General features: G+C 72.3%; 16 protein-coding genes. 5 read left to right on the forward strand and 11 right to left on the reverse strand.

Annotation, left to right across the window (positions count from 1 at the left end; translation table 11 throughout):
* Nucleotides 1-13: 13 nt before the first annotated feature.
* Nucleotides 14-994 (reverse strand): ArsR/SmtB family transcription factor, encoded by a 981-nt coding sequence (locus tag JMF97_RS03890; RefSeq protein WP_203220238.1) that lies wholly within the window; start codon nucleotides 992-994, stop codon nucleotides 14-16.
* A 283-nt stretch (nucleotides 995-1,277) separates the two neighbouring features.
* On the opposite strand from JMF97_RS03890, the gene JMF97_RS03895 reads away from it, so the two are divergent.
* Entirely contained in the window at nucleotides 1,278-1,892 is a 615-nt protein-coding gene (locus JMF97_RS03895; protein WP_203220239.1) for an NUDIX hydrolase, read from the forward strand.
* Here the strand turns inward: JMF97_RS03895 and JMF97_RS03900 are convergent.
* Nucleotides 1,861-2,952, reverse strand: coding sequence for a mannose-1-phosphate guanylyltransferase (locus JMF97_RS03900; protein ID WP_203220240.1), 1,092 nt, complete (start codon nucleotides 2,950-2,952; stop codon nucleotides 1,861-1,863). The two genes, JMF97_RS03895 and JMF97_RS03900, sit on opposite strands and share 32 nt — an antisense overlap.
* Before the next feature lie 59 nt (nucleotides 2,953-3,011).
* Complete coding sequence (locus JMF97_RS03905) at nucleotides 3,012-4,157, reverse strand: glycosyltransferase family 4 protein (RefSeq protein WP_013731677.1); 1,146 nt, start codon at nucleotides 4,155-4,157, stop codon at nucleotides 3,012-3,014.
* Between the two features lie 151 nt (nucleotides 4,158-4,308).
* Between JMF97_RS03905 and JMF97_RS03910 the strand changes: the two genes are divergently transcribed.
* On the forward strand, nucleotides 4,309-4,998 hold the full coding sequence (locus JMF97_RS03910) for a TIGR03089 family protein (protein WP_203220241.1): 690 nt from the start codon (nucleotides 4,309-4,311) through the stop codon (nucleotides 4,996-4,998).
* A gap of 221 nt (nucleotides 4,999-5,219) precedes the next feature.
* Here the strand turns inward: JMF97_RS03910 and JMF97_RS03915 are convergent, their stop codons facing one another.
* Nucleotides 5,220-7,187 carry an acetoacetate--CoA ligase gene (locus tag JMF97_RS03915; RefSeq protein WP_203220242.1) on the reverse strand — a complete coding sequence of 656 codons (1,968 nt, stop codon included), beginning with the start codon at nucleotides 7,185-7,187 and terminating at the stop codon, nucleotides 5,220-5,222.
* A 154-nt stretch (nucleotides 7,188-7,341) separates the two neighbouring features.
* On the reverse strand, nucleotides 7,342-7,857 hold the full coding sequence (locus tag JMF97_RS03920) for an acyl-CoA thioesterase (RefSeq protein ID WP_013731674.1): 516 nt from the start codon (nucleotides 7,855-7,857) through the stop codon (nucleotides 7,342-7,344).
* A gap of 23 nt (nucleotides 7,858-7,880) precedes the next feature.
* Here JMF97_RS03920 and JMF97_RS03925 point away from each other — a divergent pair, with 23 nt between their 5' ends.
* Nucleotides 7,881-8,537 (forward strand): hypothetical protein, encoded by a 657-nt coding sequence (locus JMF97_RS03925; protein ID WP_203220243.1) that lies wholly within the window; start codon nucleotides 7,881-7,883, stop codon nucleotides 8,535-8,537.
* A 145-nt stretch (nucleotides 8,538-8,682) separates the two neighbouring features.
* Here JMF97_RS03925 and JMF97_RS03930 read toward each other — a convergent pair whose 3' ends face one another.
* Nucleotides 8,683-9,846: an acyl-CoA dehydrogenase family protein gene (locus tag JMF97_RS03930; protein ID WP_203220244.1), complete on the reverse strand. Its 1,164-nt coding sequence runs from the start codon at nucleotides 9,844-9,846 to the stop codon at nucleotides 8,683-8,685.
* A 251-nt stretch (nucleotides 9,847-10,097) separates the two neighbouring features.
* Here JMF97_RS03930 and JMF97_RS03935 point away from each other — a divergent pair, with 251 nt between their 5' ends.
* Nucleotides 10,098-11,525: a UDP-glucose dehydrogenase family protein gene (locus tag JMF97_RS03935; protein WP_203220245.1), complete on the forward strand. Its 1,428-nt coding sequence runs from the start codon at nucleotides 10,098-10,100 to the stop codon at nucleotides 11,523-11,525.
* A 349-nt stretch (nucleotides 11,526-11,874) separates the two neighbouring features.
* Nucleotides 11,875-16,809 (forward strand): SCO7613 C-terminal domain-containing membrane protein, encoded by a 4,935-nt coding sequence (locus JMF97_RS03940; protein WP_203220246.1) that lies wholly within the window; start codon nucleotides 11,875-11,877, stop codon nucleotides 16,807-16,809.
* Nucleotides 16,810-16,823: 14 nt separating this feature from the next.
* On the opposite strand, the gene JMF97_RS03945 is transcribed toward JMF97_RS03940, so the two are convergent.
* The 5 genes from JMF97_RS03945 to JMF97_RS03965 form a co-directional block, all read right to left on the reverse strand.
* Nucleotides 16,824-17,825: a MerR family transcriptional regulator gene (locus JMF97_RS03945; protein ID WP_203220247.1), complete on the reverse strand. Its 1,002-nt coding sequence runs from the start codon at nucleotides 17,823-17,825 to the stop codon at nucleotides 16,824-16,826.
* 54 nt (nucleotides 17,826-17,879) lie between these two features.
* Nucleotides 17,880-18,503 (reverse strand): HEAT repeat domain-containing protein, encoded by a 624-nt coding sequence (locus JMF97_RS03950; protein WP_307816752.1) that lies wholly within the window; start codon nucleotides 18,501-18,503, stop codon nucleotides 17,880-17,882.
* Between the two features lie 486 nt (nucleotides 18,504-18,989).
* Nucleotides 18,990-19,481, reverse strand: coding sequence for a 5-(carboxyamino)imidazole ribonucleotide mutase (gene purE, locus JMF97_RS03955; protein WP_102659661.1), 492 nt, complete (start codon nucleotides 19,479-19,481; stop codon nucleotides 18,990-18,992).
* Entirely contained in the window at nucleotides 19,478-20,668 is a 1,191-nt protein-coding gene (locus JMF97_RS03960) for a 5-(carboxyamino)imidazole ribonucleotide synthase (RefSeq protein ID WP_203220249.1), read from the reverse strand. Before JMF97_RS03960 ends, purE begins: the two co-directional genes overlap by 4 nt.
* A 51-nt stretch (nucleotides 20,669-20,719) precedes the next feature.
* Nucleotides 20,720-22,759, reverse strand: a complete 2,040-nt coding sequence (locus JMF97_RS03965) for a thioredoxin domain-containing protein (RefSeq protein WP_203220250.1) — start codon at nucleotides 22,757-22,759, stop codon at nucleotides 20,720-20,722.
* Nucleotides 22,760-22,805 lie beyond the last annotated feature (46 nt).

Below are 22,805 nucleotides of genomic sequence, written 5' to 3' on the forward strand. Positions count from 1 at the left end.
AGGGGGTGGGGGGTCAGGTGTTGAGGATGGCGCGGCCCAGGGGGGTGAGGGTGTGCAGGACGGTGTTGCGGTCACGGTGACTGACCAGCAGGCCGGCATTGCGCAGGACGGTGGTGTGCTGGCTGACGGCGGCCGGTGAGATGTACAGCCGGCGGGCCAGTTCACCGGTGCTGCAGCCGTCGTCACTGGCGGCGAGCACCGCCGCGCGGGTGCGTCCGAGCAGTGCGGCCAGGGCCGTGGTGGATTTCTCCGGTTTGCCCGACGCCAGGCCACCCAGCCGGTCCACCGGGTAGACCAGCACCGGCGGCAGTTCCGGATCGAGCAACGCGACAGGCATGTCCGCGCAGAAGAACGACGGCACCAGCAGCAGGCCGCGTCCTTCCAGGTGCAACTCGCGGCTGTTCGGATAACCGGGGATCTCCAGGATGCCCGAGTCCCACCGCACCCCCGGCCGCAGACCGGTCAGCAGCCCTTTGACGCCACCGTCGAGCAGGGTCCGCGCCCGCCGGGCCCGGTCGGCCTCCACCGCCGCCTGGACGTGCGTCCAGTACGGCCCGAGGGCCAGCTCACGGTAGCGGCCCATCGCGGTCGTCAGCTGTTCCAGGGCATCCGGCTCGCCCCGCGCCAGCGCGCCGGCGTCGGCGGGCAGGCTTCGGGTGTTGGCCACCAGGGTGAGGTCGCGGTGCAGCAGCGACACCGGGGTACGCCGGACGGCCTCCATGCCCGCCTCGAACCCGTCCATGCTCTCGTACGGAGTGAGGAAGTCCGGAAAATATCCACGTGGCGGATTCAGCGCCAGCAACAGCCGCAGGCCGTCGATGTTCTCCTCGCGGTACAGATCACGCAGGACGTCGCGACGCCACCCGGACAGCAGCGGATCCCCGGTACGTTTCGGCAGCAGGTGCAGACTCAGCACCGCTTCCCAGACCGGATTCGCCGCCGGAGCCACCCGGGTCCGGAGGATGTCCTCGCCGGAGAAGTGGATCTTCAGCATGGAACGTCTCCCCGTCGCCTGGTTAGGGACGCCTGGCGACCTTCCGCACTTTACCTGGAGCGTGTCCGACAAGGGATGTTAAGCCTGGGCTAAAAGACCTCGACGGGCTCCGATCGAGTACGCCATAGTTCCCATGTCGCACGGGTGCGACGCTCCTCGGACGTGCCGCAGGCACGACCGAGGTCGGGGGAAGGGTTGAACGGGCGGCGCCGTACGAGGGTCTGCGGCGGATATATTCCGCAGGGGTGCCGTCCGTTCGCCAACCCCGTGAAGGAAGGGCTCGATGTCAACGCCTCCAGTACTGGCCGGGCCTCCTCTGCAACACGACGACGGCTGGGCGGCGCTGCACGCCGACGCCCTGACGGTGCTCACCGACTGGCAGCCGACCTCCGCGGAGGCCGCGACGGCCCGCGATCGTACGCTCGACCTGCTGGCCGCCGGGACGATCGCGATGAGCCGCACGCACCGGGCCGGTCACGTCACCGCGAGCGCCCTGGTCTTCGACTCGACCGGCACCGAGGTGCTGCTCTGCCTGCACGGCAAGATGAGCATGTGGGTGCAGCTCGGCGGGCACTGCGAGCCCGGCGACCGGACCCTGGCCGGGGTCGCGTTGCGCGAGGCGACCGAGGAGTCCGGCATCGACGGCCTGTGGATGGACCCGCTGCCGATCGACGTGGACGTGCACTCGGTCGCCTGCCAGGGCGGTTCACTGCACTACGACGTACGCTTCGCTGTTTTCGCCCCGCCGGCGGCGGTGGCGCAGGTCAGCGCGGAGTCCGAGGAACTCGGCTGGTTCCCGCCGGACCAGCTGCCGCAGCCGCTGGCCGGCGGGACGGCCCGGCTGGTCGCACCGGGCCGGGCCGCGTTCAGACGAGCTTGTCCTCGCCCCGCTCCTTGAGTTCGTCCACGATCGCCTTGACGTCCTGGGCCCGGTCACGTGGGCAGACGAGCAGCGCGTCGGAGGTGTCGACCACGATCAGGTCGTGCACCCCGACGGTGGCCACCAGCCGGCCGGACTGCGGCACCACCACCAGGCCGCTGCTGTCGCGCAGCAGCACCTCGGCCTTGTCGTCCATGCCGAGCACCACGTTGCCGTCGGCGTCGGCCGGCAGCACCTCGCCGAGGGTGTGGAAGTCGCCCACGTCGTTCCACCGGAAGTCACCCGGTACGGTCGCCACCCGGCCCGCGCTGGCCGCGCCCTCCATCACCGCGTAGTCGACGGAGATCTTCGGCAACGTCGGCCAGACCGCGCCGAGGACGTCGTCCTGCTCGTCGCTGCCCCAGGCCGCCGCGATGCTTGTCACCCCGGCGTGCAGGGCGGGCTGCTGTCGGGCCAGTTCGGCGAGGAACGCCGACACCCGCCAGACGAACATGCCGGCGTTCCACAGGTAACGGCCGGAACGGACGTACGCCTCGGCCACCTCGGCGTTCGGCTTCTCCTTGAACTCGGTGACCGGTCGCATCGGACCGTCACCGACCGGGTCGCCGGTCTGCAGGTAGCCGTAACCGGTCTCCGGCCGGGTCGGCGTGATCCCGACGGTCATCAACAGCCCCTGCTCGGCGCCCCGGATCGCCGCCTGCACGGTCTCCACCCAGCTCTGCGGGTCACCGATCAGGTGGTCGGCGGCGAACGAGCCCATGACCGCGTCCGGATCCCGTACGGCGATCACCGCCGCGGCCAGCGCGATGGCCGCGCAGGAATCCCGGGGCGAGGGCTCGACCAGGATGTTCTCCTCCGGTAGGCCGGTCAGTTGGCGGGCCACGGCCGCGGCGTGGGCCGCGCCGGTGACCACCATGGTCCGCTCCGGTGTGGTCAGCGGCGCCGCCCGCTGCACCGTCGCCTGGAGCAGCGAAGCGGACGTACCGGTGAACGGATGGAGAAACTTGGGATGGCCGGCCCGGGACAGCGGCCACAACCTTGTGCCGCTGCCACCCGCCGGAATGACGACATAGATCACCAGGACATCATGCCCGAACCGCCCGGAGTGAGCGCCCGGGTTGCCCCGGGTTGCCGGCGTCAGGGCCGGGCCCGGGACCAGGCGGCGATGTGCACCTCGGCACTGGACTCCCAGGTGAACTCCTTCGCCCGGTCGAAGCCGGCCTTGGCCAGCGACAGGCGACGAGGCTCGTCGTCGAGCAGGGCCGCCAGGTCCGTGGCGATCTGGTCCGGGTCCTCGCTGGTGTACGCCACCGCGTCGCCCCCGACCTCGGGCAACGACAGCCGGGGCGTGGTGAGCACCGGGGCGGCGCACGCCATCGCCTCCAGGATCGGCAGCCCGAACCCCTCGCCGTACGACGGGTAGGCGGCCACCAGGGCACCGCCGAGGAAGCCGGGCAGGTCGGCGTAGCGCAGATAGCCGGGACGCAGCAGCCGCAGGTGCGAGGGCACCTCCGCCACCGCGCGGTCGATGTCGTCGTCGTGCCCCTGGCCCCCGGCGACCACCAGGGCCGGCGGGTCCTGCCGGTCGGCCACCGCCCGGGCCCAGCCCCGGATCAGATTCGGTACGTTCTTGCGCGGCTCCTTGGCACCGAGGAACGCGACGTAACTGCTGCTGCCGAGGCCGAGTCGAGCCCGTACCCGCGCCTTCTCCTCGTCGCCCGGGGCGTGGAAGGCGGAGGGATCGACGCCGTGGTACGCGACGTCGATGCGGGTCGGGTCGGCGTCCAGCAGCCGGATCAACTCGTCCCGGGTGGCCTTGCTGGGCACGATCACCCGGTCGGCGCGGCGCAGCGAGGTCTTGATCGCACTCCGGAAGAACGTCCGACGGGACTTGTCGTAGTGCTCCGGCTCGGTGAAGAAGGTCGCGTCGTGCACGGTGACGGTGACCGGACAACCGGCCCGCAACGGACAGGTGTAGAAGGGCGCGTGCAGCACCTCCGCGCCGACCTGCTGGGCCAGCAGCGGCAGGCCGGTCTGCTCCCAGGCCAGCCGGGCGGGACGGTGCGCGACGGCGGCCGGTGCAGGGACGATCTCGGCGCCCGGCAGCATCCTGCGATAGCGCTCCAGGTCGGTGCGGAGACTGACAACGACCAGGTCCACCGCCGACCCGCACACCTTGCCGAGGGCGCCGAGCAGGCCATCGACGTATCTACCGACGCCGCCACGGTCGGCGGGGACACTCGTGGCGTCGATGAGCACGCGGGGCGGGCGGCCGGCGGTCACGGGGCGACTCCTTGCGAAGGCGGGACTGTGGGGAACAACACTTCCGGCAAGCCTACGCCGGAGCCGGGTACGGACGCTGACTGCGACCCGACCGTACGCCGACTTGTCGTTGCCATCGAGTACGGCTGCCGGCCGCGTATCGTTCGCGTCGATGGCCGACAACATTGCCCGGGTGTTCGCCGACGCGATCGCGACCGACCCGAACCGACCCCTGCTGACCTGGTACGACGACGCCACCGGCGAACGCACCGAGCTTTCCGGCGCGACGCTGGCGAACTGGGTGGCCAAGACGGCCAACCTGCTCACCGACGAGTTGGCGCTGGGACCGGGTGGCACCGCCGCCGTACTGCTGCCGCCGCACTGGCAGACCGCCGCCGTACTGCTGGGCTGCTGGGCAGCCGGGCTGACCGTGGCCGAGCAGCCGGGTGACGTGGACGTGCTCTTCGCCGCCGCGGACCGGGTCGCCGAGGCGGATGCCTGGTCGGCCGACGAGCGGTACGCCCTCGCGCTGCACCCCTTCGCGCTGCCGCTGCGGGAGGTACCGGCCGGCTTCGCCGACTACGTCACCGAGGTACGGGTGCACGGCGACCACTTCGGCGCGTACCCGCCGGGCGGCCCGGCGCACACCGCGCTGATCGAGCGGGCGAGAGCACGCGCCACCGAGTTGGGCATCTCCCCGGCCGACCGGGTCCTGATCGACGTGGACCGCCACCCGGATCCCCTCGACTGGCTACTGGCCCCGCTGACCGCCAAAGCCACCCTGGTCCTCTGCGCCCACCCCGACGCCACCCTCCTCCCCACCCGCCAATCCACCGAACACACCACCCACACCCTTTCCTAACCCCAAACCATCTCCCCTCCACGCCCACGCCCACGCCCACGCCCACGCCCACGCGACGCCCACGCGACGCCCGCGCCCGCGCCCGCGCCCGCGCCCGCGATCTTGCAGTTTCGGTCGCCGATATGCCCTTTACGCGACTTATGCCGCGACCAAAAGTGCAAGATCGCGGGGGCGAGGCCGTGGTGCGGGAGGCAGGGGCGTGGGCGAGGGCAGGGGTGGGGTTAGGGGGTGCGGTGGTGGGCGAGGGTGGCGAAGGCGGTGAGGGACTCGGGGTTGGCCAGGGCGCCCTTGGCGGCGGCCTGGTCCACCGGGGTGCCGGTGAGGATCTTCTTGACCGGGACTTCGAGCTTCTTCGCCGACAGGGTGCGGGGGACGGCGCGTACCTGGTGGATCTCGTCGGGCACGTGCCGGGGCGACAGGGCGGTACGCAGTTCCCGGCAGATCTTTTTGCGCAGCTCGTCGTCGAGGGTCAGGCCGTCGGCGAGCACCACGAACAGCAGCAGTTCACCCGCGCCGCCCTCGTCGTCCTCCAGGTGCACCACCACCGAGTCGACGACCTCGTCCAGCGCCTCCACCACCGAGTAGAACTCGGCGGTGCCCAGCCGTACGCCGCCGCGGTTGAGGGTGGCGTCGGAGCGGCCGGTGATCACACACCCGCCGCGTGAGTTGACGGTGATCCAGTCGCCGTGCCGCCACACGCCCGGGTACACGTCGAAGTACGCCTCCCGGTAGCGGATCCCGTCCGGGTCGTTCCAGAAGCCCACCGGCATGCTCGGCATCGGCTCGGTGATCACCAGCTCGCCGAGTTCACCGAGGACCGGGGTGCCGTCGGCGGAGCGGGCCTCGACCTTGGCGCCCAACGCACGGCAGGTGATCTCGCCGGCGTACACCGGCAGCAGCGGCACCCCGCCGACGAATCCGGTGCACACGTCGGTGCCGCCGGACAGGGACTGGAGTTGCAGGTCGCGGCCGACGGTGTCGTACACCCAGGTGAAGCCCTCGGCGGGCAGCGGCGCACCGGTGGAACCGACCCCGCGCAGCGCGGACAGGTCGGCGATCTCGCGCGGCACCAGGCCGGCCTTGCGGCAGGCCAGCAGGAACGGCGCGGAGGTGCCGAAGTAGGTGGTGCCGGACTCCTGCGCGAGCCGCCACAGCGCGCCCAGGTCGGGGTGGCCCGGGTTGCCGTCGAACAGCACGATCGCCGCGCCCACCGCCGGGGCGGAGACCAGGAAGTTCCACATCATCCAGCCGGTGGTGGTGAACCAGAAGAACCGGTCGGCCGGGCCCAGGTCGTGGTGCAGGGCGAGCATCTTCAGGTGTTCCAGCAGGATGCCGCCGTGGCCGTGCACGATCGGCTTGGGCAGGCCGGTGGTGCCGGAGGAGTAGAGCACGTAGAGCGGATGGTCGAAGGGCACCGGCGTGAAGGTCAACGGCTCGTCGGTCGCCGTCGCGAGCTCGGCCCAGGACAACGCGCCGTCCGGCGCGGGTGCCGCCGGGTCGAGGTAGGAGATGCCGACGGTGTGCCGCAGCGACGGCAGCGCGGCCCGGATCGCGGCCACCTCCGCCGAGCGGTCCACCGGCTTGTCGCCGTAGCGGTAGCCGTCCACCGCCACCAGCACCTTCGGCTCGATCTGCTGCCAGCGGTCGGTGACGCTGCGGGTGCCGAACTCCGGCGCGCAGGAGGAGAAGATCGCGCCGAGGCTCGCGGTGGCCAGCATCAGCACGTACGTCTCGGGGATGTTCGGCGCGTACGCGGCCACCCGGTCGCCGGTGGTGACGCCGAGCCGGCGCAGCCCGGCGGCCACCCGGCGGACCTGGTCGCGTAGCTGCGCGACGGTCAGCACCTCGGGCTCGCGGGTTTGCCCGTACGCGAGCACCACCGGGTCGTCGTCGGCCCGACCGGGCATCCGCAGCACGTTCTGCGCGTAGTTGAGGGTGGCGCCGGGGAACCATCGCGTCCCCGGCATGTCGCGCCCGGACAGGGTGGCGGTCGGCGGGGTGTGCGCGATCACCTCGAAGTGGTCCCAGATGGAGCGCCAGAAGGCGTCCAGATCGGTGACCGACCACTGCCACAGCGCGTCGTAGTCGGCGAACTCCAATCCCCGGTGCTCGGCCAGCCAGCGCAGGTAAGCCCCGATCCGCGACCGCTGGAGCACGTCCGCCGGCGGCGTCCACAGCACGTCAGTCACTGCTCACTCCTCCCCTGGCCCGGCACGACGCTGTGCGGTGGGCCGTGGCGCCATCTTGCCCTACCCCGAAGCGCCATTCTCCGCAGCCGAACCCCGCGGACGCATGTGCCCGGCCCACACGAGCGGGACCGGTGCGGTGGGTGCGGGCGAGGGATCAGCCCGCCCGGTGGGCCTGGATGGCACGGCGGCGGGCCAGTCGGTGCTCGCGGCGGATCTCCGCCTCCCGCCAGCGCCGTTCGTCCTCAGCGGTCTCCGGCAGCACGGGTCGCACCGGCCGTGGCGCGCCGCCGACCTCGACGCCGACGAAGACGAGGTACGCGGTGGCCACCCGTACCGGCTCCTGCTCGGCCGAGTCCCAGCGCTCGGCCATCACCCGTACGCCGATCTCCATCGAGGTCTGCCCGGTCCAGTTCACCTGGGCGTACGCGTGCACCAGGTCACCCACCCGGACCGCCTCGGAGAAGACGATCTCGTCGATGGCGGCGGTGACCGCCGTACCGCCGCTGTGCCGGGCCGCCGCCGCGCCGGCCACGTCGTCGACGAACTTCATCAGCACGCCGCCGTGCACCGTTCCGTAGAGGTTCACGTCGATCGCGGTCATGATCCGACTGAGCGTGACGCGGGAGTACGACGTGGGTTTACCTGGCATGGCGGAGAGGTGCTCGGTCATGTCGAAAACGGTACGGTGCGCGGATGCGACATCTGTGGAGCTTCCTCGCCGGTTTGGTGGTGGCGCCGGTCACCTGGGTGTTGGTCACTCTCGGGCAGGACGGGTCGGCCAGCACGGTGAACCGGTGGGTGGAGATCGGCACCTCGAACACGGCCAATCTCATCGAGCCGGCCGTCTACCTCGCGGTCGGCGGCATCGTGCTGGGCCTGCTCGGCACACTGCGCATCTCACCGCTGGGCCCGCTGGTGGCCGGGCTGCTGCTGGTCACCCCGTACATCGGGATGTTCGTCACACCGTTCGGGGTACGCGACCGCATCCCGGCGGACTGGGAGTTCCTCGGTGATCCGCTACCGCTACGCCTGCCGGTGGAGAACGGCACCCTGTTCCTGATCGGCATGCTGCTGCTGGTGGCGACGTTCAGCGGTCAACGCTGGCGCCGCTGGCCACAGCCAGTCGCCGCACCGATGCCAGCCTCGGCCGCACCGCCGGCCCAGGCCGCAGCCCCGGAGCAGACCCTGACGGACTGGCCACCGGTCGAGTCGAACGAGCAGGACACCCCGCTCACCCTCGGCTACCCGGACCCCACCCCGACCGAGCCGCTACCCCGCCGTACCGGCCACACCTCACCCTGGTCGGCCCCACCCGGCAACCTCCCCCGCCACGACGACACCCCCCACTGACCCACCCACCCCCCCACCCCACCCCATGTTGATCATGAGGTTGACGGCAGAGATGGATCTTTAAATCGCCGCCAACCTCATGATCAACCCGAGCTGGGGGTGGGCGCGCGGGGCGGGGTGGGGGTGGGGTGGGGTGGGGGTGGGGTCAGTCTTTGAGGAGTTGGCGGGCCATGACGATGCGCTGGACCTGGTTGGTGCCCTCGTAGATCTGGGTGATCTTGGCATCGCGCATCATTCGCTCGACCGGGTAGTCGCGGGTGTAGCCGTAGCCGCCGAGGAGTTGGACCGCGTCGGTAGTGATCTCCATGGCGGCGTCGGAGGCGAAGCACTTGGCGGCCGCACCGAAGTAGGTCAGGTCGGCGTCGCCACGCTCGGAGCGGCCGGCGGCGGCGTACGTGAGCTGCCGGGCGGCTTCCAGCTTCATGCCCATGTCGGCGAGCATGAACTGCACGCCCTGGAACTCGGCGACCGCCTTGCCGAACTGCTTGCGCTCGGCGACGTACCCCTTGGCGTAGTCGAGCGCGCCCTGGGCGATGCCGACGGCCTGGGCGGCGATGGTGACCCGGGTGTGGTCCAGGGTCTGCATCGCGGTGGCGAAACCGGTGCCCTCGGCACCGATCATCCGGTCCGCCGGGATCCGCACGTTGTCCAGGTAGACCTCGCGGGTCGGGGAGCCCTTGATGCCGAGCTTCTTCTCGGGTGCGCCGAAGCTCACCCCCGGATCGGACTTCTCGACCACGAAGGCGGAGATGCCCCGCGACCGGGCAGTGGGGTCGGTGACCGCGAAGACGGTGTAGAACTCGGAGACACCGGCGTTGGTGATCCACCGCTTCACGCCGTTGAGCACCCAGTGATCACCATCACGTACCGCGCGGGTGGTCATCGAGGCCGCGTCGCTGCCAGCCTCCGGCTCGGACAGGCAGTACGAGAACATCGCCTCGCCGGACGCCACCGGGGGCAGGTAACGGCGCTTCAACTCCTCCGAACCGGCCAGCAGCAGCGGCATGGTGCCCAGCTTGTTCACCGCCGGGATGAGCGAGGACGAGGCGCAGGCCCGCGCCACCTCCTCGATCACGATGGCGGTGGCCAGCGCGTCCGCCCCGGCACCGCCGTACTCGACGGGGATGTGCGGGGCGTGGAAGTCCGCCGCGCGCAGCGCGTCGTACGACGCCTTGGGGAACTCTCCGGTCTCGTCCGCCTCAGCGGCGTGCGGCGCAACTTTCGCCGCACAGACTTCACGCACCGCCTCTCGGATTGCTTCATGCTCCTCGGGCAACCGATATGCGTCGAACGACTGTTCTGCGGCCATGTCGGCCCCTCCCCTTCACGGCTATCATGCGCAGTCTGTAGCGTCACGTGGACGCCCCCCGCGCAGACTGAAGGATAGCGACCACAGTTCAGCCGATGTTACCGGCGCGTAGGCTTGGCCATCACGGTGTACGCCGCCGCTCGGCGATGATGGATGACAGAACCACAAAAAATAACCCCTCCGGCGCCGGCCCGGCGCCGCTGCGGAACGCGACGCGATTGCGCGCCGCCAGTGCGAGCGGAGAGACAGGCGTGACCATCCCGTACCCGAACACCCAGCCGATGCCCGTCATCGCCGCGGTGACACCCCCCTCGGGTGCCTCCCGCCCTCGGGTGACCTTCCTCGGCACCGGCTATCTCGGCGCGACGTACGCCATCTGCTACGCCGAACTCGGCTACGAGGTGCTCGGGTACGACGTCGACCCGGACAAGATCGCCAAGCTGAACGCCGGTGAGGTGCCGATCCACGAGCCCGGCCTCGACGAGCTGCTGCGGCGCAACCTCGCCGCCGGCCGGCTGCGGTTCAGCACCGACATCGCCGAGACCGCCGACTTCGGTGACGTGCACTTCATCTGCGTGGGCACCCCCCAGCGCGCCGACGGCATGGGCGCCGACCTGTCGTACGTCGAGGCGTCGGTGACCAGCCTGGCCCAGCACCTGACCCGCAAAGCGTTGATCGTCGGCAAGTCCACCGTCCCGGTCGGCACCGCCGACTGGGTCGAGCAGCTGGTCAGCAAGCACTCCCCCGCCGACCTCGGGGTCGAGGTGGCCTGGAGCCCCGAGTTCCTCCAGGAGGGCTTCGCCGTCGACGACGTGCTGCGCCCGAACCGGATCGTGGTCGGCGTCAAGAGCGAGTGGGCCAACAGCATGCTCTACGCGGCGCACAAAGGCGTGTTCGACCTGGCCGCCACCGAGGACCGCGAGGTGCCCCTGGTGGTCACCGACTTCGCCACCGCCGAGTTGGTCAAGGTCGCCGCGAACGCCTTCCTGGCCACCAAGATCTCCTTCATCAACGCGATGGCCGAGGTCTGCGAGGTCGCCGGCGGCGACGTCACCCAACTGGCCCGGGCCATCGGCTACGACCCCCGCATCGGCAACCGGTTCCTCCAGGCCGGGCTCGGCTTCGGCGGCGCCTGCCTGCCCAAGGACATCCGTGCCTTCCAGGCCCGCGCCCAGGAACTCGGCGCCGGTGAGGCGCTGCGCTTCCTGCACGAGGTCGACCTGATCAACCTGCGTCGCCGTACCCGCGTACTCCACCTCGCCGCCGAACTGCTCGACCGCCGCTACGGGCCCGCGGGCCCCGACCTGTCCGGCACCCGCATCGCCGTACTGGGCGCGACCTTCAAACCCAACACCGACGACGTACGCGACGCGCCGGCCCTCGCCGTCGCCGCGCTGCTGCGCAAGGCCGGCGCCGACGTGCACGTCTACGACCCGCAGGGCATCGACAACGCCCGCCGGGCGGTACCGGAGCTGACCTACGAGCCGGGCATGGCCGAGGCGGTGACCGGCGCCGACCTGGTCTGCGTACTCACCGAGTGGGCCGACTTCCGCAACGCCGACCCGACCGTCCTGGGCGAACTGGTCGCCGGGCGGCGGGTGGTCGACGCCCGCAACTGCCTCGACTCGGCGCTGTGGACGCAGGCGGGGTGGGAGTACCGGGGGTTGGGGCGTCCCTGACCTTTCTGGGTTTCTCTGGGGTGGGTTTTCCGGGGGAGCCCACCCGCTCCGGGCGGTCAGGCTTGATCCCTGCGCGGGTGGGCTCCCCCGGAAAACCCTGACTTCCACGGCCACCGTCGTTGTGTCCTGGTCAGGGATGCGGGGTGGGCAGCTGTGAGGTCACCTGCCGCCGGTGGTGGTTGCTCTTCCGGGGTGCTGGGGTCGACGTCGAGTTGGTGGGTCGACGGGGCGGCTCGTGGGGCGGGTGGGGTTTGTGGGGTGGGGGTGACCCGCCGACAAGTGTCGAATTCCGGGGCCGCATTGGGCATGCTGCGACAGTGGGAATCCACAGTGTGGGTGGAGGGGTGTCGTGGCGACCTTTCAGTGCTCCTCGTGCGAGCAGGAGATCAAGCCGGCGGTCCGTTGCCCGCGCTGCGGCGCACACCAGCCACAGTGGGCCGAGCACCTGGCGGAGATCGAGCGGTCCATCGCGGAGATGAAGGCGCGCGAGGCCGCGATCGCCAGCGAACAACGGCAGCTCGCGTCCAAGATGCAGGCCGCCATCTTCCAGCGGGACACCCTGGCCCACGCCGGTAACGTCGGTGACGGTCGGACCCGGCAGGCCGGTCGGCCCCGCCGGGTGCTGCGCCGCCGACCGGTCTACAAGTCGCCGGGTGCCGGCACCGTCCCACCGACCCGGCGCAAGCCGAGCGACAGTGCTCCACCGCCACCGCGGGTGCCCCGGCAGGACGCCACCGACGGTGCCGAGGATCTGCCGCCGAACACGCCGATCTGGCTGGACGCCGACAATCCGGAGCATCCGCCGGAGGCCTCCTCGCGGGAGGTCCAGAACATCCCCCTCGGCCTCGGCGCGCTGCTGCTCGGCGTGGCCGCCGTGGTCTTCGCGGTCCTCGCGACCAGCTCGATGGATGCGCTGACCCGCCTCGGCATCCTGCTGCTCGCCACCGTCCTCATGCTGCTCGCCCCGCCGGTGCTCACCAAGCGCGGGCTGACCTCGACCGCCGAGACCATCGCCGCGGTGGGACTGCTGCTGGTGCCGCTGGCCGGGTACGCGCTGTGGGCGGTGGACCGGATCGGCGGCGACTCCGGAGCCCTCTTCGCCGGCGTGATCTTCGCGGTCACCGCCGCCGTCTCCGTCGGGTACGCCGGACTGACCCGGCTCCGCGCTCCCCGCTTCGCCGCCGTACTGGCCGCCCAGCCGGTGGTGCCACTGCTGGCGTACGAGCGGATCAGCGGCCCCGCCGGCTGGGCGCTGGTGCTGACAGTGGTGGCCGTGCTCGACCTCTGGCTGGCGCGCTCGCCGGTCACCGTGCAACGACCGGCCGTCGACGGGTCGGACGATGCCGCACCGGCTCGGGCGGCCACCCCGCGCCAGCGCACCGCCGACGGGCGGCCCGAGGGCGCGCCGGAGGAGGCCGGTGAGCTGATCGACCCCGTCGTCGGCACCCCGGCCGTCGCACCCGCGCAGCCGGTGCCGGGGCTACGGGAGCTGACCTGGGCACTGCACGGCGTCGCCGTCGTGCTCGCCCTCGGCTACGCGGTGACCGCCCTGCTGCGCACCGACACCGTGCCGGGCGCGATCGGCGCCGGGCTGGTGCTGCTGCTCGCCGCCACCGTCTGCCTGGCCGGCACGCTGCTGCTGCGCCGCCCGCCGCTGCCCGACATCGGCGCGGGAGTGCTCACCCTCGCCGTCATCGGCGCCCTCGGCCGGGTCGCCTCGGTGGCGTTGCCCGGTCGCTCGCTGCTGCTGATCGCGGCCGTCATCGCGGCCACCGGTCTGGTGGTGCGGGCGGTGCCCGAGTCTGCCCGGCGCGGCCCACAACTGGCCTCCGCGATAGCGCTCACGGTCAGCGGAGTGGTGGTGGCCGGCAGTGCCCTGCGCGCCGGGATCGCACCCGTCGAGGCCGCGCTGCCGGCCTGGGCCGCCGACCTCGACCGGTACCCGGCCGAACTGGCCGCCGCCGCGGGACCTGCCGGCTGGCAGCTCGCCGCCAGCGCCTTCCTGCTGACCGTGGCGGCGGTGGTGGCGCTGCCCGCCGAGATCCGCCGCGAGTTCGCGGTGACCGGTGCCGCGTTGACCGCCCTCGCCGTACCCGCCTCGTTCGGGTTGAGCTGGTCGGTCGCGCCGTGGCCGATGGTGCTGACCGCGATCGGCATCGGTGCGATCGGGTTGTCCGCCCGTACGACCCGGGCCGCCCGGGCGCACGCGGTGGCGGCTGCCGTCGTCGGTCTGGCCGGTGCCGGAGCGGCGTTGGCCCGGCCCGCGCTGACCGCCGCCGTGCTGCTCACCTTCGTCGTGGCCGGCGTGCTGATCGCCGTCGCCCCCCGGATCCGGCTCGCGCCGGCCGCCGCCGACGAGATCTCCGCCTGGGCGGCCGGCGGCGCGGCCTTCGCCCTGCCCGGGGCGGTGGCCGCGTTCGTCGCCGCCCTGCGGTACGGCGAACCGACGTTGACGCCGGCGAGCCTGCGCGAGGCGACCGTGCCGGTGCTGGCCGCCAGCTTCCTCGCCGTCTGCGTGACGCTCGGCTACGCCGCGATCGTCCAGGTGTCCCAACGGCACATTCCGATGCCGCTGTCGGTGGGGGCAGGCCTCGGTGCGCTGGTGGTCGCGGCTGCCGGATTCGGGGCACCCGGTGCCACCGTGGCTGACGCCTGGGTCAGCGCGTTGCTGCTGGTCGCCGCCGTACTCCTCTTCCTGGCCCCGTCGATCGACGCCGGACGTCGCTCCGACCTGACGATGGACGGCTCCGACCTGGCCGCCGCGGCGGTGACCGCGGCCCTGGTCGCCACGCTGCTGAGGATCGGCACGGTGCTCGCCCCCGGCGGACAACTCGCCGTCGCCGCGGCGCTGGTCCTGGTGGTCGCCGTCGCCGCGCGGGCGATGCCGGAACAGTGGCGACGCGGTCCGGTGCTCGGCCTCGCCGTCGGCGGCGTGCTGATCGGTCTGCTGGCCGGCTGGATGGCGCTGCGCGGCGGCGTCGGCGTCCTGGCCACCCCCGGTCCGATCTGGAACGGCGACCTCAGCGGATGGCCGGCCGCACCGACCGGTGGCACCACCTGGCAGGCCCCCATCGCGTTGGGCCTGCTGGCGCTCTCCGCCGCCATCCTGCTGCCGCCACCGTGGCGCTACGACGTGGCCGGCGTGGCGGTGGTCCTGGCCACCATCGGCGCCCCGGCCGCGTTCGACCTGTCCTGGTGGTCGCCGGTCGTGATCGGCGGCATGGTCGCCGCCGTGGTCGCGATGACGGCCGTCGCCTCCGTCGACCCCCGCGCCGCCCTGTCCAGGATCACCGTCGCCGGGGTGATCGCCCTGCACGCCGCCGGTGCCGGCCTGGTCCGCCCGTGGACCACCGCGCTGGCGCTGACCAGCGTCGTGGTGATCGGTGCGGTGGTGGCGGCGCTGGCCCGTTCGATGTCGGCCTCCCTCGTCGAGGACATCCAGGCCGAGGGGATGCCGCCGCACCTGGCGCAGATCGGCGGAGCGGCCGTGGGAGCGGCGTTGCTGGCGTTGCCGGGTGCCACGGCCGCGCTGGCCGCCGAGTTCGGCCACCCCCCGCAGGCCATCCTCACCGCCGGTCTGGCCGCCACCAGCCTCGGCCTGGCCGTGGTCGCCGGGGTCCGCGGGCAGATCCCGCAGTACCTGCCCTGGGCGAGCGCCGGTGTGGTCGGCGGCGCGGTGGTGACCGCGCTGGCCGCCGTACCGCTGGGTCTTCAGGTCGGGGTGTACGCGGCCGCGGCCGCCCTGCTCGGGGTGCTCGCCGAACTGGTCCGCGAGGCGACCGATCCTCCCGCCGATCCGATCCAGCCACCGCGCCGCTGGACGGTGCTGCTGGACGGGGCGATCCGGCGGACGCCCGACGATGGTCTGCGTCCCCGCTGGCGGGTGAGCCCGGCTGCGGGTGCGCTGGCCGCAGCCGCCCTGCCGACCCTGCTGGCGGTGATCTCCATCGCGCCGGCGTTGTCGGCCGCCCTGGTCGACCCGATCCGTACGCTCCGCCGGGTCTGGCAGGGGCCCCCACCGGAGTTGCTCGACCCACCGGCGGCGGCGGTCAACCCGACGCACGTGCTGACCGCGTTGCTGCTGACCGCGACGGCGGCGCTGGCGGCCACCGGATTCAGCGCCGGTCGACGCTCCCGGGCGGTGCCGGTGGTGCTGCCGGGCGCCGCGATCACCCTGTTGATCGCCCCGATCGCGTTGGGCAGTGGCTGGCCGATGAGCACCCGGGCGGCCCTCGTGGTGTTCACCATCTCGATGCTGGGGCTGGCGTTGACGCCACCACCGTCCCTCGTGGAGCGGGCGCGTTCGCTGCGGCTGGCCCGGGTACTCGTCTTCCTGATCGGCCTGGCTGCCGGCGGGGCGGGCCTGGCCGGCAGCCTCGCCACCCGGGAGCTGACCCTGCTCAGCCTCGGCGGTGCGGTCGGGGTCGGCGTCGTGGCGGCGTTGTTCGGCACCACCTCGCGGGCCCGCATCCTCGGCTGGTTGTTCGCCTCGCTGATGGCGCAGCTGTTCGTGCTCACGGTGGGCCTGGTGGCCGGGCTCGCGGCGGTGTGGTCCGCCTTCGGGGTGCTCGCGGTCGGTGCCGCGTTGCAGATCTTCGCCGCCCGGCTACCTCGGCTGCGTCGCCCCGAGGCACGGGTGGAGGCCGCCACCGTGGAATGGAGCGGCCACGCCGCCGCCCTGATCGCGCTGGCCCTGGCCTTCGACTCGCCGCGGCACATCGCCGCGCTGCTGGCCGGCTGGGGTGCGGTGCTCGGCGTCGCGGCGATGCGGCCGGGGCGTCGACCGGTGGAGCGGCGGATCCTGTTCTGGGCGGTGGTGATCTGCGAGATCACCGCCTGGTGGATCCTGATGTGGGTGGCCGACGTGGCGCTGCCCGAGGCGTACACGCTGCCGTTCGCCGCGTTGGCCCTGCTGGTCGGCGTCCTGGAACTGCGGCAGCGGGCCGACATGAGCAGTTGGGTGGCGTACGGTCCGGCTCTGGTGGCCGCCTTCGTACCGACCCTGGCGATCGTGCTGGCCACGGATTCGAGCACGCTGCGTCAGGTGCTACTGCTGCTCGGTGCGGTGGCCGTGCTGGTCTTCGGGTCGATGAGCCAGCAGCAGGCGCCGGTCATCGTGGGCGCGGTGGTGACCGCCATCGCGGCGGTGCATGCCCTGTTCAGCCTCGGCCCCTGGCTGGCGTTGATCCCGGTCGGCTTCCTGCTGCTGATCCTCGGCGCGAGCAACGAACGTCGCCGGCGCGCCCAGGAACGCCTCCAGACCGCCTTGCGGGGCATGCGCTGACCCGTCGGCAGCCGCTACCGCGCCGCGCGTAGTCGGAGGAGGTGCGCGGCGGTGTGCGCGACGACCGGGTCGGCGTCCGCCGACAGGTCGGCGAGGGCCTGCGCGGCGGTCTCCCCCGGGATGTCCGCCAGCGCGGCCACCAGCCGGCGACGGGTGGCCGCGTCGCCGACGGCATCGAGGCGTCCGACCAGCCGGGCCGCGATCTGCTCCGCCAGGGCGGCCTCCCCCGCCAGCACGCTCAGCGCGTCGGCCGCGTCGACGTCGCCGGCCTCCTCGACGACCATGTCGACGAGGGTGGGAACCGCGTCGGCGACGCCACGGCCCCCGAGTGCCAGGGCCGCGTACCGGCCGACCGCGAGGTCGGAGTTGGCGAGGGCGTCCCGCAACAGTACGGTCGCAGCGGCGCTCGGGATCTCGGCGATGGCTTCGACGGCCCGCCTGCGTACCTCGGCCGTCGGTGCGTCGAGGCCTTCCGCCAGCAGCGCCAGTCCACCGTCGCCCGACTGCACCAACGCCCAGCGCAGGGCGCCGGCGACGTTCGGGTCCGCTTCGCTCAGCACCGCCTCGACCAGCGCCTCCACCGGCATCGGGGCCGCTCGTGGCAGCGACAGGGCCGCGCGTTGGCGTTCACCGGCGCTGTCCGACCGCAGCGCCTGCAGGAGCGCCACGATCTGGAGCACGTCCGCCCAGTCGGCGGGTTCCGCAGCACCGACGCGGCGGAGTCGGGTGAGCAGGTCCGTTTCGGCCGCGATGCGGTCCCGGGTCTGCCGGATGAGGTCGTCCACGAGCGCCGCAGGCGCGAAACCGGGGTCGTCGAGGGCCCGCCGGACCTCCCGCAGCGACAGCCCCAACGACCGCAGGCTCTCGATGTGGAAGATCCGCCGGATGTCCTCGTCCGCGTACTCCCGATAGCCGGACCCGGTCCGACCCGTCGGCCGCACCAGCCCGAGCGCCTCGTAGTGCCGCAGCATCCGGGCACTGACCCCCGACCTGCGGGCCACCTCACCGATCAACACCGCCCGTCCCCCATCCAGCCCGTCGCCCTTCCCGGCCGTGACCCCTTCTGGCCGTCAGCCTCCTGGGCCGAGGGCGACGATCCGTTTCGCCTCCTCGACGGCGAAGTCGAATCCGGTGTCCGGGTCGCGCCAGAGCCGCTCGGTGGCGATCGCGTGCTGGCGTACCCGCGGGTCGGAGTGGGTCGTCGCGGCGCGCAACACCGGCATGATCACCTCGCCGAGCCCGACCAGCGCCCGGCTGAGGCTCAACTGCGTCTCCCGCTCGCCGCGCCCGAGCTGCGTCGCCAACACCGCGACCAACCCGGGTTCCGCATCTTCCGGTACGAGTACGACCGCGGCCCGCCAGGCGCTGCGCGCCACCTCGTCGTCGGCGTCGGTCAGCAGCTCGTGCGTAATCGCCGGCCAGGCCCGCCGGTCCCCGATCTTGGACAGCGTGTGCAACGCCTGGCTGCGCGCCTGCCCAGACGCCGAACGCAGCTCCTCGATCAGCCTGGGAACCGTCACCGAGGCCGGCTGTCGGGTGAGCGCCCAGGTGAGCATCTCGCGCACGAAGAACTCCGGCTCGACCGCACACCGCTCGACCAGCACATCCACAACCTGCGGATCCGGAGTCGTCCCGGCCGCCAACGCCACCCGCAACCGCACCGACGAACTACCGTGCGCCAACCCCACCCGCACCCGCCCCGCCTGCCCACCCCGCCCCACCTCCGGGCCCTGCCCTGCCTGCGCACCCCGCCCCGCCTGAGTCCCCTGCCCCGCCCGCGTGCTCCGCCCTGCCTGCGTGCCCCGCTCCGACTCACCCACTGCGATCACCCCCGCGCCCAGTCCACCCCTTCTCACGATGTCAAGGTCAACCCCACCCCCGTCATCACCGACGCACCATTACGCCGAAACAGCGGGATCCGAGGCAGCAGAACTCCGCCACTACGGCGAAACGGCGACGGCCACCAAGCTGAGCAACCGGAACAGCCCGCAGAGCCTCGAAGATCAGCGCAAGGCCGTCGAGGCGAAGGTCGGCGCCCAAGGCAGGGCTGGGGGGCGACCGTCCCCGGCGCAGGGATCAAGCCTGACCGCCCGGAGCCGGGGACGGTCGCCCCCCAGCCCCAACCGCAACCAGCCGCAACCAGCCCCGACCGCAACCAGCCCCACGCAAGCAGGAAGAACTCAAGCCAGAGAAGCCCGCAGAGCCGCGTCCTTCTCCGCGACCAACTGCTCCAGATCGGCCTGGTACGCCGACATCCGATCGAGCAGCGCCGGGTCGGACGCACCCAGGATGCGGACCGCGAGCAGCCCGGCGTTGCGGGCGTTGCCGATCGACACGGTGGCCACCGGCACACCGGCCGGCATCTGCACGATGGACAGCAGCGAGTCCATGCCGTCGAGGTGCTTCAGCGGCACCGGGACCCCGATCACCGGCAGCGGCGTGACCGAGGCGATCATGCCGGGCAGGGCGGCGGCACCACCCGCACCGGCGATGATGACCTTGAGGCCCCGTCCGGCGGCGGCCCGTCCGTAGTCGATCATCTTGACCGGGGTGCGGTGCGCGGAGACGACCTCGACCTCGTACGGCACCTCGAACTCGGCGAGCACCTCGGCGGCGGCCTTCATGGTCGGCCAGTCCGAGTCGCTGCCCATGATCAAACCAACGGTGCTCACGCCGTTCCCTCCGTGCCGTCGCGCAGCCAGCGCATCGCCCGTGCGGCGCGAGCGCGTACCTCGTCCAGGTCGTCGCCGAGCACCGTGATGTGCCCGATCTTGCGGCCGGGGCGGACCTGCTTGCCGTAGAGGTGCACCCGGGCGGTCGGTTCGGCGGCGAAGAGGTGGTGCAGCCGTTCGTCGATCGGCATGCCGCCGGGCTCGCCACCGAGCACGTTCGCCATCACCACCACCGGGGCGGTCAGCGAGGTGTCGCCCATCGGGTAGTCCAGGACCGCCCGCAGGTGCTGCTCGAACTGTGAGGTGCGGGCGCCTTCGATGGTCCAGTGCCCGGAGTTGTGCGGGCGCATCGCCAACTCGTTGACCAGCAGTCGGCTGCCGCTGGGCGTCGAGGGGTCGGCGACCTCGAACAGCTCCACCGCCAGCAGACCCACCACGCCGAGCGCGGTGGCCAGGTCGATGGCGAGCTGCTGGGCGGTCACCGCCAGTTCCTCGGGCAGGTCCGGCGCGGGCGCGAGCACCTCGACGCAGATCCCGTCGCGCTGCACCGTCTCCACCACGGGATAGACGGCGACCTGCCCGAACGGGGACCGGGCCACCTGCACGGCCAGTTCGCGGCGCAGCGCCACCCGTTCCTCGACGATCAGCTTGGTGCCGCCGGCGAGCAGCGTCTCGGCCAGCTCGGTGGCCTGTGCGGCGTCGCCGACCGGCCAGACTCCCCGCCCGTCGTATCCGCCCCGGGCGGCCTTGACCATCACCGGCCAGCCCACCTCGTTGCCGAAGGCCACCAGGTCGGCCGTCGACTCGACGGGCCGCCAGGCCGGGTTCGGCGCGGCCATCGCGTCGAGCCGTTCCCGCATCACCCGCTTGTCCTGGGCGTGCACCAGGGCGTCCGCCGGCGGGTAGAGCTTCACCCCCTCGCCGGTCAGGGCGCTGATGTGCTCGGTCGGGACGTGCTCGTGGTCGAAGGTGACCACATCGCATGCCTTGGCGAAGGTGCGCAGGGCGGCCAGGTCGGTGTGGTCGCCGTACTGGACGTCGGCGGCGACCAGGGCCGCCCCGTCGTCCGGCGTGAGCGCGAGAACGCGCAGCGACTGGCCGAGGGCGATCGCGGCCTGGTGGGTCATCCGGGCCAGCTGGCCACCACCCACCATGCCGACAACAGGCAGACCGGTACGGGAATCCATAGCCGCGCCAGCCTATCGGGGCCGGTCGGGACGCTGCCCGGCGGATCCGGCTCAGGTCAGCTGCGCCACCAGGCCATCGACCGTGTCGACCGGCCGCTGGCAGACGAAACCCCGGCAGACGTACGCGGCGGGCCCACCGTCGAGCAACGGCCGGTCGGCCAGCAGCGGTACGCCTGCCTGGTCCGGCTGCCCGGCCACGATCACCGCGCCGGGCGGGGCGTGCCGGTGCGCCGCCGCGACCAGCGGGTCACCGGCCGGGTCGGCGGTGACCACCGCGATCTCGTACGGCCCGGAGAGCAGCGCCTCACCCACCGTCGCCGCGTAGCCGGTGAACCGGGCGTGTCGCCCGACGATCGGCGCGACGGTGGACAGGGCCGCCGCGGCGACCTCCCGGTAGCGGGTCTGCCCGGTCAACGCCGAGTACGCCACCAGCGCGGCAGCGATCGCGGAACGCCCCGAGGGGGTGGCGTTGTCGGTCGGATCGGCGGGACGGGCCACCAGTTGCTCGGCGTCGTCGGCGGTGTCGTAGAAGGCCCCACCGGGGGCGGCGAAGTGCGCCAGCGCGGTGTCCAGCAACTGCCCGGCCCACTCCAGCCACCGTCCCTCACCGGTGACCTGGTGCATGGCGCAGAACGCCTCGGCCACGCAGCCGTAGTCCTCCAGCACGCCGGCCGGCTCGCCGACCCGACCGTCGCGCGAGGCGCGCCGCAGCCGCCCGTCCACCATGTGCACCCGGGCGAGGTACTCGGCGGTGTCGCGCATCGCACCGTCGGCGACGATGGTGACCCCCTCCAGCAGGTTGGCCTCCCCCTCGGTGCCGATCCGACCGGAGGTCTCGACCAGCCGGACGAACTCGGCGAGCGCGGTGACGGCCAGACCGTTCCAGGCGGCCACCACCTTGTCGTCGCGGGCCGGCTGCGGGCGGGTGTCCCGGGCGGCGAGCAGCCGGCGTACGACGTCCTGCCAGCGCTCCCGTACGGCCGGGTCGGCGTCGTCGACGTCGCGGGCCAGCTTCAGCACGCTGGTGCCGTGCTCGAAGGTGCCGCTCTCGCTGACGGCGAACAGGTCGGCGGCCCACCGGCCGTCCTCGTCGCCCAGCACCTCGACGAGTTGGGCTGGCGTCCAGACGTAGGTGAGTCCTTCGACGCCCTCGGTGTCGGCGTCCAGCGCGGAGGCGAACCCCTGGCCGGGTCGGTGCAGCTCGTCGGCGAGGAACCGGGCGATGTCCCGGGCCACCCGCAGTGCCAGCGCGTCGCCGGTGAGCCGCCACAGCTGCGTGTAGACCCGCAGCAGGAGGGCGTTGTCGTAGAGCATCTTCTCGAAGTGCGGCACGGTCCAGTGCCCGTCCACGGAGTATCGGGCGAAGCCGCCGGCGAGCTGGTCGTGGATGCCACCCCGGGCCATCGCCTCGCAGGTGTGCCGGACCATCTCCAGGCTCTGCGGCGAGCCGGTGCGCTGGTGGTGGCGGAGCAGGAAGAGCAGGTTCAGGTGCGGCGGGAACTTCGGTGCGCCGCCGAATCCGCCGTTGGTCTCGTCGTACTCGCTGGCCAGTTGGGTGGCGGCGGCGTCGAGCAGGTCGGCGGTGAGCGGGGCGGTGGGGCCGCCGACGGCCTGGGCCCCGCCGACCGCCTCGACCACCGCGGCGCCCTGCCGCAGTACGGCCTCCCGCTGGTCCTGCCAGGCGCTGCTGACCGACTGGAGGAGTCGGATGAAGTTCGCCCGGGGGAAGTACGTCCCACAGTAGAACGGGGTGCCGTCCGGAGTCGCGAAGACCGTCATCGGCCAGCCACCCTGCCCGGTCATCGCCTGGGTGGCAGTCATGTAGACCGCGTCGACGTCGGGCCGCTCCTCCCGATCCACCTTGATCGACACGAACCCCTCGTTCAGCAGCCGGCCGACACCCTCATTCTCGAACGACTCGTGCGCCATGACGTGACACCAATGGCACGCAGAGTAACCAACCGAAATCAACACCGGCACGTCCCGCCGCCGAGCCTCAGCGAACGCCTCATCACACCAAGGCCACCAGTCCACCGGATTGTCCGCATGCTGAAGCAGATAAGGACTTGTGGCCTGAGCAAGTCGATTCACCCCCCGACCCTACCCACCCCCCACCCTCCGGATGCGTTGATCATGA

Origin of the sequence: Micromonospora fiedleri, assembly GCF_016774385.1 — a bacterium.
Classification (GTDB): domain Bacteria; phylum Actinomycetota; class Actinomycetes; order Mycobacteriales; family Micromonosporaceae; genus Micromonospora; species Micromonospora gifhornensis.

Bases quoted from the DNA above. Each gene is read 5' to 3' on its own strand.
- JMF97_RS03930 (WP_203220244.1), bottom strand. From the start codon at position 9,846: ATGGCCGCAGAACAGTCGTTCGACGCATATCGGTTGCCCGAGGAGCAT.
- JMF97_RS03895 (WP_203220239.1), top strand. From the start codon at position 1,278: ATGTCAACGCCTCCAGTACTGGCCGGGCCTCCTCTGCAACACGACGAC.
- JMF97_RS03920 (WP_013731674.1), bottom strand. From the start codon at position 7,857: ATGACCGAGCACCTCTCCGCCATGCCAGGTAAACCCACGTCGTACTCC.
- JMF97_RS03910 (WP_203220241.1), top strand. From the start codon at position 4,309: ATGGCCGACAACATTGCCCGGGTGTTCGCCGACGCGATCGCGACCGAC.
- JMF97_RS03925 (WP_203220243.1), top strand. From the start codon at position 7,881: ATGCGACATCTGTGGAGCTTCCTCGCCGGTTTGGTGGTGGCGCCGGTC.
- JMF97_RS03890 (WP_203220238.1), bottom strand. From the start codon at position 994: ATGCTGAAGATCCACTTCTCCGGCGAGGACATCCTCCGGACCCGGGTG.
- JMF97_RS03960 (WP_203220249.1), bottom strand. From the start codon at position 20,668: ATGGATTCCCGTACCGGTCTGCCTGTTGTCGGCATGGTGGGTGGTGGC.